14 protein-coding genes are annotated in these 14,460 nt (G+C 70.5%); 3 read left to right on the forward strand and 11 right to left on the reverse strand.

Annotation, left to right across the window (positions count from 1 at the left end):
• Window positions 1-65: 65 nt before the first annotated feature.
• From BLU27_RS22065 to BLU27_RS22090, 6 genes are all read right to left on the reverse strand, one after another.
• Window positions 66-854, reverse strand: coding sequence for an enoyl-CoA hydratase/isomerase family protein (locus BLU27_RS22065; protein WP_092655589.1), 789 nt, complete (start codon window positions 852-854; stop codon window positions 66-68).
• Window positions 851-2,074: a CaiB/BaiF CoA transferase family protein gene (locus tag BLU27_RS22070; RefSeq protein WP_092655590.1), complete on the reverse strand. Its 1,224-nt coding sequence runs from the start codon at window positions 2,072-2,074 to the stop codon at window positions 851-853. Before BLU27_RS22070 ends, BLU27_RS22065 begins: the two co-directional genes overlap by 4 nt.
• A 75-nt stretch (window positions 2,075-2,149) precedes the next feature.
• Window positions 2,150-3,046 carry a carbohydrate ABC transporter permease gene (locus tag BLU27_RS22075; RefSeq protein WP_092655591.1) on the reverse strand — a complete coding sequence of 299 codons (897 nt, stop codon included), beginning with the start codon at window positions 3,044-3,046 and terminating at the stop codon, window positions 2,150-2,152.
• A complete protein-coding gene (locus BLU27_RS22080; RefSeq protein ID WP_197681521.1) occupies window positions 3,043-4,038 on the reverse strand; it encodes a carbohydrate ABC transporter permease in 996 nt (331 codons plus the stop codon). Before BLU27_RS22080 ends, BLU27_RS22075 begins: the two co-directional genes overlap by 4 nt.
• A gap of 6 nt (window positions 4,039-4,044) precedes the next feature.
• Entirely contained in the window at window positions 4,045-5,439 is a 1,395-nt protein-coding gene (locus tag BLU27_RS22085; RefSeq protein WP_092655592.1) for an ABC transporter substrate-binding protein, read from the reverse strand.
• A 39-nt stretch (window positions 5,440-5,478) separates the two neighbouring features.
• On the reverse strand, window positions 5,479-6,231 hold the full coding sequence (locus tag BLU27_RS22090) for a GntR family transcriptional regulator (protein ID WP_241827568.1): 753 nt from the start codon (window positions 6,229-6,231) through the stop codon (window positions 5,479-5,481).
• An 87-nt stretch (window positions 6,232-6,318) separates the two neighbouring features.
• Here BLU27_RS22090 and BLU27_RS22095 point away from each other — a divergent pair, with 87 nt between their 5' ends.
• Window positions 6,319-7,197 (forward strand): NAD(P)-dependent oxidoreductase, encoded by an 879-nt coding sequence (locus BLU27_RS22095; protein ID WP_092655593.1) that lies wholly within the window; start codon window positions 6,319-6,321, stop codon window positions 7,195-7,197.
• Between the two features lie 70 nt (window positions 7,198-7,267).
• Here the strand turns inward: BLU27_RS22095 and BLU27_RS22100 are convergent, their stop codons facing one another.
• Both BLU27_RS22100 and BLU27_RS30945 read right to left on the reverse strand, forming a co-directional pair.
• On the reverse strand, window positions 7,268-7,924 hold the full coding sequence (locus BLU27_RS22100) for a response regulator transcription factor (RefSeq protein ID WP_092655594.1): 657 nt from the start codon (window positions 7,922-7,924) through the stop codon (window positions 7,268-7,270).
• A complete protein-coding gene (locus tag BLU27_RS30945) occupies window positions 7,921-9,105 on the reverse strand; it encodes a sensor histidine kinase (RefSeq protein WP_092655595.1) in 1,185 nt (394 codons plus the stop codon). The genes BLU27_RS22100 and BLU27_RS30945 overlap by 4 nt, the downstream gene beginning before the upstream one ends.
• An 86-nt stretch (window positions 9,106-9,191) precedes the next feature.
• Here BLU27_RS30945 and BLU27_RS22110 point away from each other — a divergent pair, with 86 nt between their 5' ends.
• Both BLU27_RS22110 and BLU27_RS22115 read left to right on the forward strand, forming a co-directional pair.
• Window positions 9,192-10,724, forward strand: a complete 1,533-nt coding sequence (locus BLU27_RS22110) for a DUF1349 domain-containing protein (RefSeq protein ID WP_157728749.1) — start codon at window positions 9,192-9,194, stop codon at window positions 10,722-10,724.
• A 170-nt stretch (window positions 10,725-10,894) separates the two neighbouring features.
• Window positions 10,895-11,305: a hypothetical protein gene (locus BLU27_RS22115; protein ID WP_241827569.1), complete on the forward strand. Its 411-nt coding sequence runs from the start codon at window positions 10,895-10,897 to the stop codon at window positions 11,303-11,305.
• Between the two features lies 1 nt (window position 11,306).
• Here the strand turns inward: BLU27_RS22115 and BLU27_RS22120 are convergent, their stop codons facing one another.
• The 3 genes from BLU27_RS22120 to BLU27_RS22130 are packed head-to-tail and all read right to left on the reverse strand — an operon-like array spanning window position 11,307 to window position 14,459.
• Window positions 11,307-12,434: a dihydrofolate reductase family protein gene (locus BLU27_RS22120; RefSeq protein WP_092658046.1), complete on the reverse strand. Its 1,128-nt coding sequence runs from the start codon at window positions 12,432-12,434 to the stop codon at window positions 11,307-11,309.
• A gap of 30 nt (window positions 12,435-12,464) precedes the next feature.
• Window positions 12,465-13,241 carry a triose-phosphate isomerase gene (tpiA, locus tag BLU27_RS22125; RefSeq protein ID WP_241828045.1) on the reverse strand — a complete coding sequence of 259 codons (777 nt, stop codon included), beginning with the start codon at window positions 13,239-13,241 and terminating at the stop codon, window positions 12,465-12,467.
• A gap of 36 nt (window positions 13,242-13,277) precedes the next feature.
• Complete coding sequence (locus BLU27_RS22130) at window positions 13,278-14,459, reverse strand: phosphoglycerate kinase (RefSeq protein ID WP_092658048.1); 1,182 nt, start codon at window positions 14,457-14,459, stop codon at window positions 13,278-13,280.
• Between the last annotated feature and the right edge of the window lies 1 nt (window position 14,460).

Here is a 14,460-nt window from a genome sequence, read left to right on the forward strand (position 1 = left end):
CGACATCGCCGCCCTCGTCACGGCCCCGAAGGCCGGCCCGGACAGTACGACCGCTGGGGTCTGGCCTAGGTGCCGGTCCAGGAAGCACGCCGCTTGGCCACGAACGCCGCCACGCCCGCACGGAAGTCCGCGCTGTCGTAGACGCGGTGCACGAGGTCGGTGTCGTCCGGGACGCGCGCGGCCATGACCCGGCGTACGGCCTGCTTGGTGGCCCACATCGTCAGCGGCGCGTGTTCGGCCAGCCTGGCAACCAGCGCCTCGGCCGCGGCGTCGACCTCCCCGGGCTCGCACACCTGCGACAGGAACCCCGCCGCCGCGACCTCGGTCTCGTCCAGCAGCCTGGCCCGCAACACCATGTCGAGCGTTCGGGCGGGCCCGAGGTTGTCCACCAGCAGCGCGACCGTAGGGGTGGACAGGCAGTTGCCCACGGTCCGCGCGATGGGCACGCCGAACCGCGTCCCGCGGGCGGCGATCCGCAGGTCGCACGACGCGGCGATGGCAAGGCCCGCGCCCACGCAGTAGCCGGTGAGCACCGCGACGGTCGGCACCCGCACCCCGGCCACCGTCTCCAGCAGCCGGGTCATCCTCCGCTCGTACGCCACTCCGGCGTCGCCGCCGGTGAACTCCCCGAACTGCCCGATGTCGGTGCCCGCGACGAACGCCTCGTCACCGGCACCCCGCAGCACCATCACCCGGATCGAGGAGTCGGACTCGGCCCGGTCGCAGGCGGCCAGCAGTCCGTCGTACATCGCCCAGGTCATGGCGTTGCGTCGCTCCGGACGGTTGAAGGTCACCCGCAGCACCGGCCCGTCGCGCTCGACCAGCAGTTCCTTCGCGGTTCCCGCGTCACTCACTCCGACCGTCCTTCCCGGTCCGGTCCGCCGTGCTGCACCGCCCCGGCGGCTTCCAGTCCCTCGATCTCCGACATCGCGAATCCTGCCTCGCGCAGGACCTCGCGGCTGTCGGCGCCCAGCGACGGGCCGGCTCGGCCGCGCACCGGCGGGGTGGCCGACATGCGCATCGGCGAACCGAGCTGGCGTACGGCACCGAGCGTGGGGTGCGGCGCGTCCCAGTAGTAGTCCCGCTCCCGCAGGTGGGCGTCGGTGAACACCTCGGCGTAGTCCGCGATCGGCGCGCACGGAACGCCGGCCCTCTCCAACGCCCGCACCAGGTCCTCGGTCTGCCAACCGCGGGTTGCGCGTTCGATCACCGGGGTCAGCTCGGACCGCAGCAGTTGCCGCTGGTAGGCGTCGGCGTAGCGCGGGTCGTCGGCGAGCTCCGCCAGGCCCAGCACGTCGCAGGCCGCCACCCACGACCGCGGCGTGACCGCGCCGAACGTCACCCAGCCGTCGGCAGTGGCGAACGCCTGGTACGGCGCGGTGCTCTGGTGCGCCGAGCCCAGCCGCCCGCCGACCTCGCCGGTGGCGAAGTACCTCCCGGCCTCCCAGATGCCCATCGACACCGCCGACTCGAACAGCGACACGTCGACGTGCTGCCCTTCCCCGCCGGCGTCCCGGGCCCGCAGCGCGGCCAGCGCCGCCAGAGCGCCGTACAGGCCGCAGGTGAGGTCGCACAGCGGTACGCCCACCTTGGCCGGCGGGCCGTCCGGCTCCCCCGTGATGCTCATCAGCCCCGCCCGTGCCTGCGCCATCACGTCCAGGCCGGGCAGGCTCGCCCGCGGACCGTCCTGCCCCCACCCCGACAGTGACACGTACACCAGCCGCGGGTTCAGCGCCCGCACGCTCTCGTAGTCGAAGCCGAGGGCGTCCATCACCCCTGGCCGGAGGTTCTGCAGGAACACGTCGGCGGTCGTGAGCAGCCTTGTCAACACCGCCTTGCCCCCCGGATGCTTGAGGTCGACCGCCACCGAACGCTTGTTGCGGTTGAGCCGGACGAACGCCGACCCCTCTCCCTGCAGGTACGGGCCGACCTGGCGGGCCGGGTCTCCCCTGCGGGGTGGCTCCACTTTCACCACGTCCGCGCCGAGGTCGGCGAGCTGCATCCCGGCGAACGGCGCGGCCATGAAGACGCCGACCTCCACCACCCGTACGCCCGAAAGGCTCCCCTGGTCCATTGCGTTTCCCCTCACCTGTCCTGGATCGCCGGCCTGGATCGCCTGCCCGGATCGCCTGCCTGGTGTGCTGCGTGGCTATCTCCCCGAGATGCCGGTCATCACCACGCCCCGGATGAACTGCCGCTGCGCCACGAAGAACACGATCAGCACCGGGACCACCAAGAACATCGACGCCGCCATGCTGATGTTCCACGAGGCGTCCGTGGGCGAGATGAACGCTCGCAGTCCGAGCGCCAGCGTCTTGTTCCCCTCGCTCTGCAGGTAGATCAACGGCAGCAGGAAGTCGTTCCAGTGATAGACGAACGAGAAGATGCCCACCGCGACGAGGACCGGCCTGGACAGCGGCAGCATGATGTGCCACCAGATCCGCAGGTTCGAGGCACCGTCGAGCCGGGCCGCCTCGTCGAAGTCGCGCGGGATGGTGAGATAGAACTGCCGTACCAGAAAGACGTTGAACGCACCGCCGCCGAGGAACGCCGGCACCACCAGGGGCGCGAACGTGTCCACCCAGCCCAGCGACCGGAACAACACGAACTGCGGCACCAGCGTCACCACGTCCGGCAGCATCATCGTGGACAGCAGCAGGTAGAACAGCAATCTCCGGCCCGGGAACCGCAGCCGGGCGAAGCCGAACGCCACCAGCGAGCTGGACAGAAGCGTCCCGGTCATCGCCAGGATGGTGATCATCGCGGTGTTGGCCAGCCAGACCAGCAGTGGTGCCCGGTCCATCGCCTCCAGGTAGTTGGCCCACCGCACCGGGTTCGGGATCCACACCGGCGGATAGGCGAACACCTGACCCTGCGCCTTCAGCGACGTGGACACCAGCCAGAGCATCGGGATCGAGAAGACGGCCGCGAGGGCCGCCAGTACGGCGTACAGCACCGCCTTGCGTGCGATCGCCGTCCCGCTCGTCGCGCTGCTTCTGGTTGACCTGCTTCTGGTCGTACTGCCGCTCGTCACGCTGCCGCTCATCGTGCGTCCTCACCCTCGTAGTGCACCCACGACCGCGACAACCGGAACTGCACCAGCGAGAAGACCAGGATGACCAGGAAGATCACCCACGCGTACGCCGCGGCGTAGCCCATCCGGAACTGCTCGAACCCCAGGCGGTACAGGTAGAGCACCGAGAACAACGTGGACTGCTCGGGCCCGCCGTTCCCGGCGAGCAGGAACGCGCTGGTGAAGATCTGGAAGGACCCGATGATGCCGAGTACGAGGTTGAACAGGATCACCGGCGAGAGCATCGGCACGGTCACCGCCCAGAAGCGATGCCACCAGTTCGCGCCGTCCACCTGCGCGGCGTCGTGCAGCGTCTGCGGAATGCCCTGCAGCCCGGCCAGGAAGATCACCATGGTGTTGCCGATCCCCCACAGGTTCATCAGGATGAACGACGGCTTGGCGGTGTGCGGGTCCTGCAGCCACTGGAGTTCGGGCAGCCCGACCATGTGCAACACCGAGTTGGCAAGGCCCACTTCCGGGTTGAGGATCCAGAACCACAGGATCGCGTTCGCCACTGCCGGCATCACCGCGGGCAGGTAGAACAACGTCCGGAACACCGACCGGAAACGCACCCGCTGGTTGAGCAGCATCGCCGCGCCGAGTGCGGTCACCAGGTTGAGCGGAACGCTGATCACGGTGAAGAACGCGGTGTTCCACAACGACTTGGCCACCAGCCGGTCATGCAGAAGCAACCGGAAGTTGCCAAGGCCCGCCCAGGTGGGTGGGCTGAACAGATCCCAGTCCAGGAAGGCCATCACCAGCGAGGCGAGCATCGGGCCCGCGACCAGGAACACGAACCCGACCAACCAGGGCGCGATGAACAGGTAGCCGTCGATCGCCTCCCGGCGCCGAGTGCCGAGCGGGCCCCGCGACCGGCGCATCCCGGCGATGCCGCGACTGCCGCGGAGTCCGCGCCGCCCACGGGTCGCCGGCTCCTCCCGCGGGTCGGCCGTCTGCGTGACCATCGCCGATCAGCCCTGCGCGAGAATCGAGTCCACCTGCGCCTTGGTCTGCGCGGCGGCACCTGCGACATCCTCGGTGGCACACGTGGTCCACAGGGGGTCGAAGTGCGTGGCGTAGATCTCCTTGATCCGCGACTGGTTGGCGGGGAACTTGAAGCTGATGACCGTACGGTCACTGCGCTCGCGCAGCGGGTCCACGTGCACCTTGACGAACCCGTCGGTCGGATCCTTCGGCACCAGCGAGTCCAGTGCCGACCGCACGCTCGGTGCCCACCTGTGCTGCTTGGCGAAACCCTGCTGCACCGGCGGGCTGGTGAGGTGCTTCAGCAGCTTCCAGGCGGCCTCCTTGTTCTTCGCCTGCTTGGGAATCGCCCAGCCGCTGCAGCCGACCGCGACGAACTGTCCGCCCGGACCCTTCGGCACGAACGTGATTCCCCAGGAGAACTTCGTCTTCTCCTGCCGCAGGAAGAAGTCCTGCGAATGGTGGCTGACCGCCATCGCGGTGAGGCCGGAGCGGAACGGGTCGCCCTGGCCGAGTTCCTGCGACGGCGAAGGCGTGCTGCGGTCCGTACACCGCATCGACCGGAAGAACTCGAAGTCGGCCAGCGCGGGCGGCCGGTCGATCAGCGTCTTCTGGTACTTCGCGTCGTACCAGTCGCCGCCGAACGCCCGCACGAACGACCGGCTGTTCTCGGAGTCGGTCGGCGTCGGGGAGAGCCAGTTCAGCCCCCACTGCTTGATCTGCCTGCCGTCGAAGCCCGGGTCGCCGGGGCTGCGACCCTGCTTGTCCCGGGTCAGCTTCCGCGCGGTCTCGCGAAGGTCGTCCATCGTCCAGTCGTCCTTCGGATACGCGACGCCGGCCGCGTCGAACATGTCCTTGTTGTAGTAGACGCCCCAGGCCGCGGAGTCCTTGGGAAGGCCGTAGACCTTGCTCCCGTCGGTGAACGCGTCCACCAGCGCCGGCACGAACGCCGACCGCTCGATGCCGTCCCGCTTCATCAGCGGCGACAGGTCCAGCAGCGCTCCGCGGTGGCCGTAGTCCTGCACGATGCTCTGGTGCTGGTGGATGAGGTCGGGTACGGCACCGCCGGCCAGCAACGTGGGCAGCTTGGCCATGTAGTCGTCCCAGGCCTCGAAGGTGACGGTGACCTTCGTACCGGAGTTGGCCTTCTCGAAGTCCCTCAGGTAACCCTTGTAGAGCGTGCGTTCCAGCCCCAGGTCGGCCGGAGTGATGAACCTGATCGTGGTGGAGCCGGACTTCTCGTCGTCCACCTCGCCACGAAACGGCGAACACGCCGCGGCCACGGAGCCGAGGCCGGCGGCGGCGAACCCCGCGCGGGCCAGGAAACCTCGCCGGGTCAGGTCAGGGCGAACGACATCGTGAGGTGCGGAGCTGCCGTGCACGGTCCACCTCTTTCGGGTGCTGGTCGGGCGTAGCCGTTGTCACCTGCTCACTGCGTCTGGTGCGTCTGGTGCCGTTGTTGCCGTTGTGTCCGTTGCCGCTGTGCCTGTTGCCGTTGCCGGCTCCTGCTGTGGCTGCTGGAAGCCGTGGGTGAAGGACCGCTCGCCGTGGTTCGCAAGAGCGTCCAGTACGGCGCCGGGGTCGCCGGCCTCGATCAGGTCGAGCAGGTCGCGGTGGCGGGCGACGTGGGTGGCGAGGTCCTCGTAGTAGTGCTCGCGGGTGTGGAGGTTCATCGCCATGCACCACAGGAGCTGCTGGTGCAGCGAGTCGTAGATGCCCTCCAGCCGCCGGTGATCCGCCAGGCCGACGATCGCGCGGTGGAACTCATAGCCGCGCTCGACCAGTTGGGCACGGTCGGCACGCTCGGCGCAGCGCTCCATCTCGGCCAGTGCCGAACGGCAGCGGGCGAGCCTGGCGGGGTCGGTCACAGGTATGCCCATCTCGACGGCCAACCGCTCCAGCGCGGACCGCAGCGTCAGAATCTCGACGACGTCGCTGTCGGCCAGCCGGGTCACCGACGCACCGCGGCGCGGAGTGATCTCGACCAGGCCCTCGTGCTGCAGCGTCCGCATGGCCTCGCGCAGCGGTGGCCGGCTGATCCCGAGCTCCTCGGTGAGCCGTTCCTCGATCAGACGCTCGCCGGGCGCCAGCTCACCGGCCAGGATCATCCGGCGTAGCTCCTGCGCGGCGAGTTGCACCAGGCTCGGCGGGTCGATGCGGCGACGTCCGGCCACGAAGCGTTCCCTTCGACGATTGTGGAAGGCGCTTGCCTGTTGTAGACAATAGTCACGAAGATCACCGCCGACCAGAGGAGTCCGCGCATGGCCGCGCTACCGAAATCGGCCCGGATCGGGTTCGTCGGACTGGGCAACCTCGGACTCCCGATGGCCACCGCGCTGGTCCGGGCCGGGTGGTCGGTCACGGCCTACGACGTGAACCCGGGCCCGGTCGCCACGATGGTCGAGCGCGGCGCGGACGGAGCGGACTCTCTCGGCGACCTCGCCGGCTGTCGGGTGCTGGCTCTCGCCGTACCCGACGACGACACCGTGACCGCCGTCCTGGACACCCCCGAGCTGCTCGACCAACTGGCCGACGACGCGGTCGTCGCCGTGCACAGCACCGTCCTGCCCGCGACCGCTCGGGAACTCGGCGACCGCGCCCGGGAGCGTTCGCTGGCGTTCCTGGACGCGCCGGTCAGTGGCGGCGCCGAACGCGCCGAGCGCGGGACCCTCACGGTCATGGTCGGTGCGGACGAGGCGGCGCTGGAACCGGCGCGGCCGTACCTCGACACGATCGCCGAGCAGGTGGTGCACGCCGGACCGCCCGGTGCGGGCGCCGCGGCCAAGCTCGCCAACCAGCTGATGATGTTCGCCTCCCTCGCCGGCACCCACGAGGCGCTGCGCCTGGCGCAGGCACACGGGGTCTCGGTCGAGACCGTCCTCGAGGTCGCCCGCACCAGCACCGGCGACTCCTGGTCGGCGCGCGAGTGGGGCTTCTTCGACCGCACGGCGCAGGCCTACGACGCCTCGCAGGTGCCGGTCCGGTCCCGGCCGTGGAGCAAGGACCTGTGGGAGGTGGTCGCCGCGGGCCGGGTCGCCGGGGTGACCATGCCGGTGGCCGGGCTGCTGGCCCAGACCCTCGCCGATGTCGTGGAGGAGCACGCGCGGTCCGTGCGCTCCGGCGGCGAGCCCGCCGACTGAACACGCTGGACCCGTCCACCCCGTACGCGGATCTCGTCCATGCGCCTGTGCGCCTGTACGGGTCGTTGGATCACCCGATCCGGTAGCCGACCCCGGGCGTCGTCGCGATGACGGGTGGGTCGCCGAGCTTGCGCCGAAGCCTGCCCACCGTCACCGCGACCGTGTTGGTGAACGGGTCGGCGTTCTCGTCCCAGACCTGCTCCAGCAGGGCCTCGGCGCTCAGGAAACCCGGACTTGCCCGCAGCAGGGCCTCCAGCACGGCGAACTCCTTCACCGAGAGGTGGAGGTCCCGCCCGTCGCGGACGGCCGTACGGCGCACCGGGTTCAGCTCTATCCCGGCCGCGTGCAGGTGCCTGGGCCGCGCATCCGGCCTGCGGCGGGCCAGTGCCCGGATGCGCAGGACCAGCTCCGGAAAGTGGAACGGCTTGGCGAGATAGTCGTCCGCGCCCAGGGTCAGCCCGCTGACCCGGTCGCCGGGGGCGCCGGCCGCGGTCAGCATCAGCACCATCGGCCGGTCCGCGCGCTCGCTGATCAGCCGGCACAGTGTGTCGCCGTGCAGGCCGGGCAGGTCCCGGTCCAGGAGAACCACGTCGTACACGGTGAAGTCGAGCTTGGCGGCGGCGGCCAGCCCGTCGCGTGCGAGGTCGACGGCCATCCCCTGGTCGCGCAGCCCTTCCGCGACGACTTCGGCGAGGGCGCGCTCGTCCTCGACGACAAGGATCCTCATGCCGCCGGGACCCCCGCGACGATCGCCGGAGGCATCGGGCTGTGGTCGGCAGGCCTCGCCGGGAGAGTGACCGACACGCGCAACCCGCCCTCCGGCCGGGCGAGCAGGGCGAGCCGACCGCCGTGGGCGGCGGCGACAGCGGCCACGATGGACAGACCCAGGCCCGAGGAGCCGGTGCGCTCGCCGCCGAGCCGCTCGAACGGCTGCGCCAGCCGGTCGACCTCACGCTGGTCGAGCACTCGGCCCCCGGTCTCGACGACGAGGACCGTCTCCTGCCCGCGGGCGGACCCGGTGATCGCGATCCACCCGCCGTCCTCGTTGTGGGTCACGGCGTTGTCGACGACGTTGCCCACCAGCCGCGCCAGCAGCGCCGGGCTTCCCTGGATGGCCGTCCCCGGTCGCACGTCCACCGTCACCCGGAGCCCCTTCGCCTGTGCGTCCGCGGCCCTTTCTCGCAGCGATCCGTCGACCAGCCCGCCGAGGTCGACCGCAGTGGCGTCGGGAGGCGGGCCGTGCTGCGCCCGCGCGAGCACGAGGAAGCCGTCAAGCAGGTGATCGACCCGGTCGAGCTGCGTTCGTAGCCGGTCCGCGAGTGCCACCGTCGCGGCGGGAGGGTCCGGCTTGGCGACCGCGACGTCCAGCGATGCCCGCATCGTCGCCAGCGGTGTACGCAGCTCGTGGGAAGAGTTGGCGACGAAGCGGCGCTGCGCGGTGAACGACGCCTCGAGGCGCCCGAGCAGCTCGTCGATGGTGTCGGCGAGTTCCTTCACCTCGTCGGCCGGACCAGTCGCGCCGAGCCTCCGATCCAGGCTGTCGGCGGAGATGCGCCGCGTGGCGCTGGTGATGAGCCGCAACGGCCGCAGAACCCGCCTGGCCAGCAACCGGCCCAGCAACAACGCGGCGACCGCCATCACGATCAACGCCATCAACGAGCCCACGAGGAGCTGGCGGGACTGCTGTGCGTGCACCGCACCCAGTTGGTCCTCCAACTCCCGGATGCGTTGCTGTGCTCCGGCCAGGCCGCCCTCGGCGGGGGGATTCCCGGCCGGGACCGACCTGCTCACGCCGACGCCGGAGAGCAGAAAGGTCAGGCCCAGCAACCCGACACCGGACAGGAGGAACACCACGGCGTACAGGATCGTGAATCGCACACCTACGGTTCCGCCGCGCAGCCTGGTCATGCCTCCAGCATGCCCGGCGGGACCTAACAGCAGCATGACAGCGTCGGTTCGGGCCATGTCACCTGCCGGCCCGTAGAACCGACGGCATGTCGACCACCGAACTCCTTCAGCGGGAATGGACCGCGTTCCGCCGCCCTGGCCGGCTGATCGCCCTGGCCGCCGCAGCCCTCACCGTCATCGCGATCAGCCTGGTCTCCAGCCTCGGCAACCGTTCGTCCTGCGACCCTGGCCCATGCCCGGCCGTTCCGACCGCCGGCGACGGTTCCACCGTCAGCGACAGGTTCTGGTTCCTGCATCGTGACCTGGGCCCCGAGGGCAGCATCACGGTCCGGATGACCTCGATGACCGGGACGATCACCTATCCTCCGCCGAACCACGACCAGATCGTCTCCGGTCTGGTGCCGTGGGCGAAGGCCGGGATCATCGTCAAGGACGGCTTGCGGCAGGGCTCGCAGTACGCCGCGCTGATGATGACCGGCAGCCACGGTGTGCGCTTCCAGTACGACTACAGGCACGACGTCGCCGGAAGCGCGGGCGGCATGTCGGAGCAGTCCCCGCGCTGGCTGCGCCTGTCCCGCTCAGCCGACACCATCACTGCCGCCGAGTCCACCGACGGGCGGCGGTGGCACACCGTCGGGACGGCGAAACTCGCCGGGCTGCCGAACACCGTGCAGGTCGGGCTCTTCGCCACCTCCCCCGGCGACCTCACCCTCCGCAAGGTCGGCCTCGGCGGCGCGGTCGAGGAGGTCCGGTTCACCCAGGCCGTGGGTAGCTTCGACAACGTCACCGTGGAAGGCGGCGCCACCGGCTCGTGGCACAGCGACCCGGTCGGCCAGATGAACCGCACGGACTGGGAGAAATACCACCTCGCGTCCGGAGCGGTGCAGCACGACGGGGTCATCACGGTCAGCGGCACCGGCGACATCGGACCACGCAGCGAGGAGGGGGTGCCGGCGATCGCGCTCACTTTGCTCGGCCTGCCGGTCGCGCTGATCGTCGTGATCGTCGTCGCCGCCCGACATGGTGCCCGCACGGCTCGTGACATGGACTCCCGGCAGGTGATCGCCGCCCGGGCGGCCGTCGTCGGGGCGGCCACCTTCGTCACCGGTCTGGTCGCTGTCGGCGTCGCATTCCCGGCGGGTCTGGTGATCCTCGAGGCCAACGGCATCCCCGTGCAGCCGGTGTCGGCCCCGACCGGCGCGCGGGTGATCGCGGGAGTCGCGGGGGTGCTCGCGCTGTGCGCCATGCTCACGTACGGGTTCGGTGTGTTGCTGCGGCGCGGCTGGGCGGCGATCCTCGCCGGAACGTCGCTGGTCGCCGTGCCCTACGCGGTCACGGCGCTCCCGCTACTGCCGGACACGGTGTCGGAATGGCTGCTGCGACTCACCCCGGCCGCGGGCTTCGCCGTCACCCAGACGATGGTGAAGTATCCGCAGGTGACCGCGCACTACGCGCCGTCGGCGGGGTACTTTCCGCTCCCGTGGTGGGCCGGGCTCGTCCTGCTCTGCGCGTACACGGCGGTCGTGGTCCGACTGGCCCTCGGCCCGCGGGTCCGGAAACCGCCGCGAACCCCGACTGGCGATAGCGCCGGAGCGGCACAGGTTTCGCAGTCCCACTGACCGCGTCGACGGACGGGTCTCGGCGGGTTCCCGATTCTTCCGCGGAAGAATCCGACCGGGCGGTCACTCGGTGGTGGACGCGGATCGTACATGATTCTCAGGACCGCCGGAGCCGGGTTCGTTGCGTGCTGTGGCGACGCCGACTCGGCCGTTCGAAAGGACACGAAGCAATGAAGTCTCCCCACGACTCGACCGAGTGCACCGAGCACCACGGCCTGGTCCGCGACTTCGGCGGCGACCGGCCGCGCATCGTGGTCCTGTGCGGCTCCACGAGGTTCTACGAGGAGTTCCGCCGGCAGAACATTCGCCTCACCTTGGGCGGCGCGATCGTCTTGTCGATCGGCTGTGAGACCGGGGCTGATGGTGACCTGTTGGGTGCGGGCGGCACGGACGAGGTGGACGAGTTGAAGGCACGGCTCGACGCACTGCACCTGCGGAAGATCGACCTGGCCGACGAGGTGCTGGTCCTGAACATCGACGGCTACGTCGGAGAGTCCACCGGCCGCGAGATCGCCTATGCCACCAGGATCGGCAAGCCCGTTGTGTACCTCCACCCTGTGCAGGAAGAGGCGCGGGCCTGACCTAGTCGAAGAGGTGAGCGTTGACCTCGCGGGCCGGCCCGGCCAACTCGGGCCGCTCCACCACCTCGACCCCCGCGTCGCGCAGGCGTTCCACGCCGTGGCAGTCGACGAACAGCGGGGGTTCGCGCCAGGCGAGCACCACCCGGCGGATGCCCGCGCGGATGATCAGGTCCGCACAGGGCACGGGATGGGAGGCGCGGGCGCTGCACGGCTCCAGGCTGGAGTACATCGTGGCCGAGGCGAGCCGCGGGTCGGCCGGGTCGACCCGGCTCAGCGCGACCTCCTCCGCATGCTCACGCGGGCCGGTCTCCCGGGAGTAACCCGTGGCGATCTCGTGCCCGGTGTCGTCGACCACGACCGCACCCACCGCGTACGCCGACTCGGTGGGCGGGCAGGCGCGGGACAGGTCTATCGCCTGCCGTAGCCAGTAGTCGTCGGCGGCGGCGAGGAGGTAGCGGGCCAGCACCACGTCACCGACCTGGCGGACCTCGACCAGCCGCATCCGGTCGTCCGCCCCATGTGGGAAGTCACCCGGCCCGACCAGCCGGGGCGCGTGCGGGTCGCCGACGAAGAACGGCGCCACCACCAGGTGGAACTCGTCCACCAGCCCGGCGGTCAGGAACCCGGTCAGCACCCGCCGGCCGCCCTCGACCAGCAGGCGGCGGACTCCTCGTCGGTGCAGGTCGGCGAGCACCGCGGGCAGGTCTGCCAGACCGTCGCCGGGGTCGTCGCCGACGTCGACGACCGTCGCCGCCGAGCCGAGACGGGTACGCAACTCCTCCGCCGAACCACCGGCCGCATAGACGAGTCGGGCTGCCGACCCGGCGGTGAAGAACGCCGCACCGGGATCGAGGTCGCCGGACCGGGTGAGCACCACCTTCGCCGGGTTCGGCGGAAGCCCAGCCGCGACCCGCGCCTGCCGGCGTTCGGGAGAACGGACCAGCAGCCGCGGGTCGTCCCGCCGGACTGTGTGCGCACCGACCAGGATCGCGTCGCACCCCGCCCGCACACCGTCGACCCGGTCCAGGTCCGCCTCACCGGAAAGGACCAGCCGGGCCTCGGCACGGTCGTCGAGGTAACCGTCGACCGACTGTGCCGCACTGGCGACGACGTACGGACGTTCGGGCACGACGCCGATCACCTGGCCGCGATCACCTGCTCAGGAAGGCAGGCTGGGCAGCTCGTGGTAGCGGCAGATCCCGGCGAACTCCTCAGGGTCCAGGCTCGCACCGCCGACGAGGCAGCCGTCGACGTCGGGCTGCGCCATGATGCCGGCCGAGTTGGCGGCCTTCACCGAACCGCCGTAGAGCACCCGCACCGCGTCCGCGACGTTGGCGTCATAGCGCTCGGCGACGGCCTGCCGGATGGCCGCGCACACCTCCTGCGCATCGTCGGGCGTGGCCACCTCACCGGTGCCGATCGCCCACACCGGCTCGTACGCGATCACGATGTCGGCGACCTGCTCGGCCTTGAGCCCGTCAAGCGCGGCTTGCACCTGGCCGACCGTGTGCTCGACCTGGCGCCCCTCGCGCCGGACCTCCAGGCCCTCGCCGACACACAGGATCGGCACCAGGCCGTGCCGGAACGCGGCCTGCACCTTGGCATTGACGAGCTGGTCGTCCTCGTTGTGGTACTGCCGGCGCTCGGAGTGCCCGGCGAGGACGTATCGACAACCCAGCTTCGACAGCATCTCACCGGAGACGTCCCCGGTGTAGGCGCCCTTGTCGTACTGGCTGATGTCCTGCGCGCCGTGCACGAGGTGCAACTTGTCGCCGTCGATCAGCGTCTGCACCGAACGGATCGAGGTGAACGCCGGAAGCACGGCCACCTCGACGCGTTCGTAGTCGTGCTTCTTGTCCTGCAGGATCCAGGTGAGCTTCTGGACCAGGTGGACGGCCTCGCGATGATCGAGGTTCATCTTCCAGTTGCCGGCCATCAGGACCCTGCGGCCGGTCTGCTTCGTCGCCACTGTCTAGTCCTCCAGGACCGCGATACCCGGCAGCGTCTTGCCCTCGAGGTACTCGAGGCTCGCACCGCCACCGGTCGAGATGTGTCCAAAGGCGTCCTCGGGGAAGCCGAGCGAACGCACCGCCGCGGCGGAGTCACCGCCGCCGACGACCGACAGGCCGTCGGTCTCGGTGAGCGCCTGCGCGACCGCCCTGGTGCCCTCCGCGAACGCGGGGATCTCCGAGACGCCCATCGGGCCGTTCCAGAACACCGTGTGCGCACCGGCCAGCTTCTCCGCGAACAGCCGGGCCGACTCCGGGCCGATGTCCAGGCCGAGCCGGTCGGCCGGGATCGCGTCCACGGGCACGACGTCGTGCTCGGCATCCCCGGACACCTCGGTCGCCGCCACCACGTCGACCGGCAGCACGATCCGGTCACCGGCCTGCGACAGGTAGCCCTTGACGGTCTCCACCTGGTCGGCCTCGAGCAGGCTCCTGCCGATCTCGTGGCCCTGCGCGGCAAGGAACGTGAAGACCATCCCGCCACCGATCAGCAGCAGGTCGGCCTTGCCGAGCAGGTTGTCGATGACGCCCAGCTTGTCGGATACCTTCGCACCGCCGAGAACCACGGCGTAGGGGCGTTCGGGCTGGTCGGTCAGCCGGCGGAGCACCTCGACCTCGGCGACCACGAGGCCACCGGCGGCGTGCGGCAGCCGCTGCGCCACGTCGTACACGCTGGCGTGCTTGCGGTGCACCGCACCGAACCCGTCGGAGACGAACGCGTCGGCGAACTTCGCCAGCTCGTCGGCCAGCGCGCCGCGCTCGGCGTCGTCCTTGCTGGTCTCCCGGGGGTCGAACCGGACGTTCTCCAGCAGGGCGACCTGCCCGTCGGTGAGCCCGTCCACCGTCTCCTGCGCGCTCGAGCCCACCAGGTCGGAGGCGAACGCCACCGGGGCGCCGAGCACCTCTCCGAGACGCTCGGCCACCGGCGCCAGGGAGTACTTCGGGTCGGGTGTGCCCTTCGGCCGCCCGAGGTGGGCGGTCACGACCACCCGCGCGCCCTTGTCCGAGAGCGCGCGGATGGTCGGGACACTGGCCCGGATGCGGCCGTCGTCGGTGATCCGCCCCTCGTCCAGCGGGACGTTCAGGTCGGAGCGGACCAGCACCCGCCGGCCACGGAGGTCACCCAGGTCGTCGATGGTCGCCAGG

This window comes from Actinopolymorpha singaporensis, from assembly GCF_900104745.1.
GTDB classification, from domain to species: domain Bacteria; phylum Actinomycetota; class Actinomycetes; order Propionibacteriales; family Actinopolymorphaceae; genus Actinopolymorpha; species Actinopolymorpha singaporensis.

Coding starts and splice junctions, on each gene's coding strand:
- BLU27_RS22070 (WP_092655590.1), bottom strand. CDS start 2,074: ATGGACCAGGGGAGCCTTTCGGGCGTACGGGTGGTGGAGGTCGGCGTC.
- BLU27_RS22075 (WP_092655591.1), bottom strand. CDS start 3,046: ATGAGCGGCAGCGTGACGAGCGGCAGTACGACCAGAAGCAGGTCAACC.
- BLU27_RS22080 (WP_197681521.1), bottom strand. CDS start 4,038: ATGGTCACGCAGACGGCCGACCCGCGGGAGGAGCCGGCGACCCGTGGG.
- BLU27_RS22095 (WP_092655593.1), top strand. CDS start 6,319: ATGGCCGCGCTACCGAAATCGGCCCGGATCGGGTTCGTCGGACTGGGC.
- BLU27_RS22100 (WP_092655594.1), bottom strand. CDS start 7,924: ATGAGGATCCTTGTCGTCGAGGACGAGCGCGCCCTCGCCGAAGTCGTC.
- BLU27_RS30945 (WP_092655595.1), bottom strand. CDS start 9,105: ATGACCAGGCTGCGCGGCGGAACCGTAGGTGTGCGATTCACGATCCTG.
- BLU27_RS22110 (WP_157728749.1), top strand. CDS start 9,192: ATGTCGACCACCGAACTCCTTCAGCGGGAATGGACCGCGTTCCGCCGC.
- BLU27_RS22115 (WP_241827569.1), top strand. CDS start 10,895: ATGAAGTCTCCCCACGACTCGACCGAGTGCACCGAGCACCACGGCCTG.
- tpiA (WP_241828045.1), bottom strand. CDS start 13,241: ATGGCCGGCAACTGGAAGATGAACCTCGATCATCGCGAGGCCGTCCAC.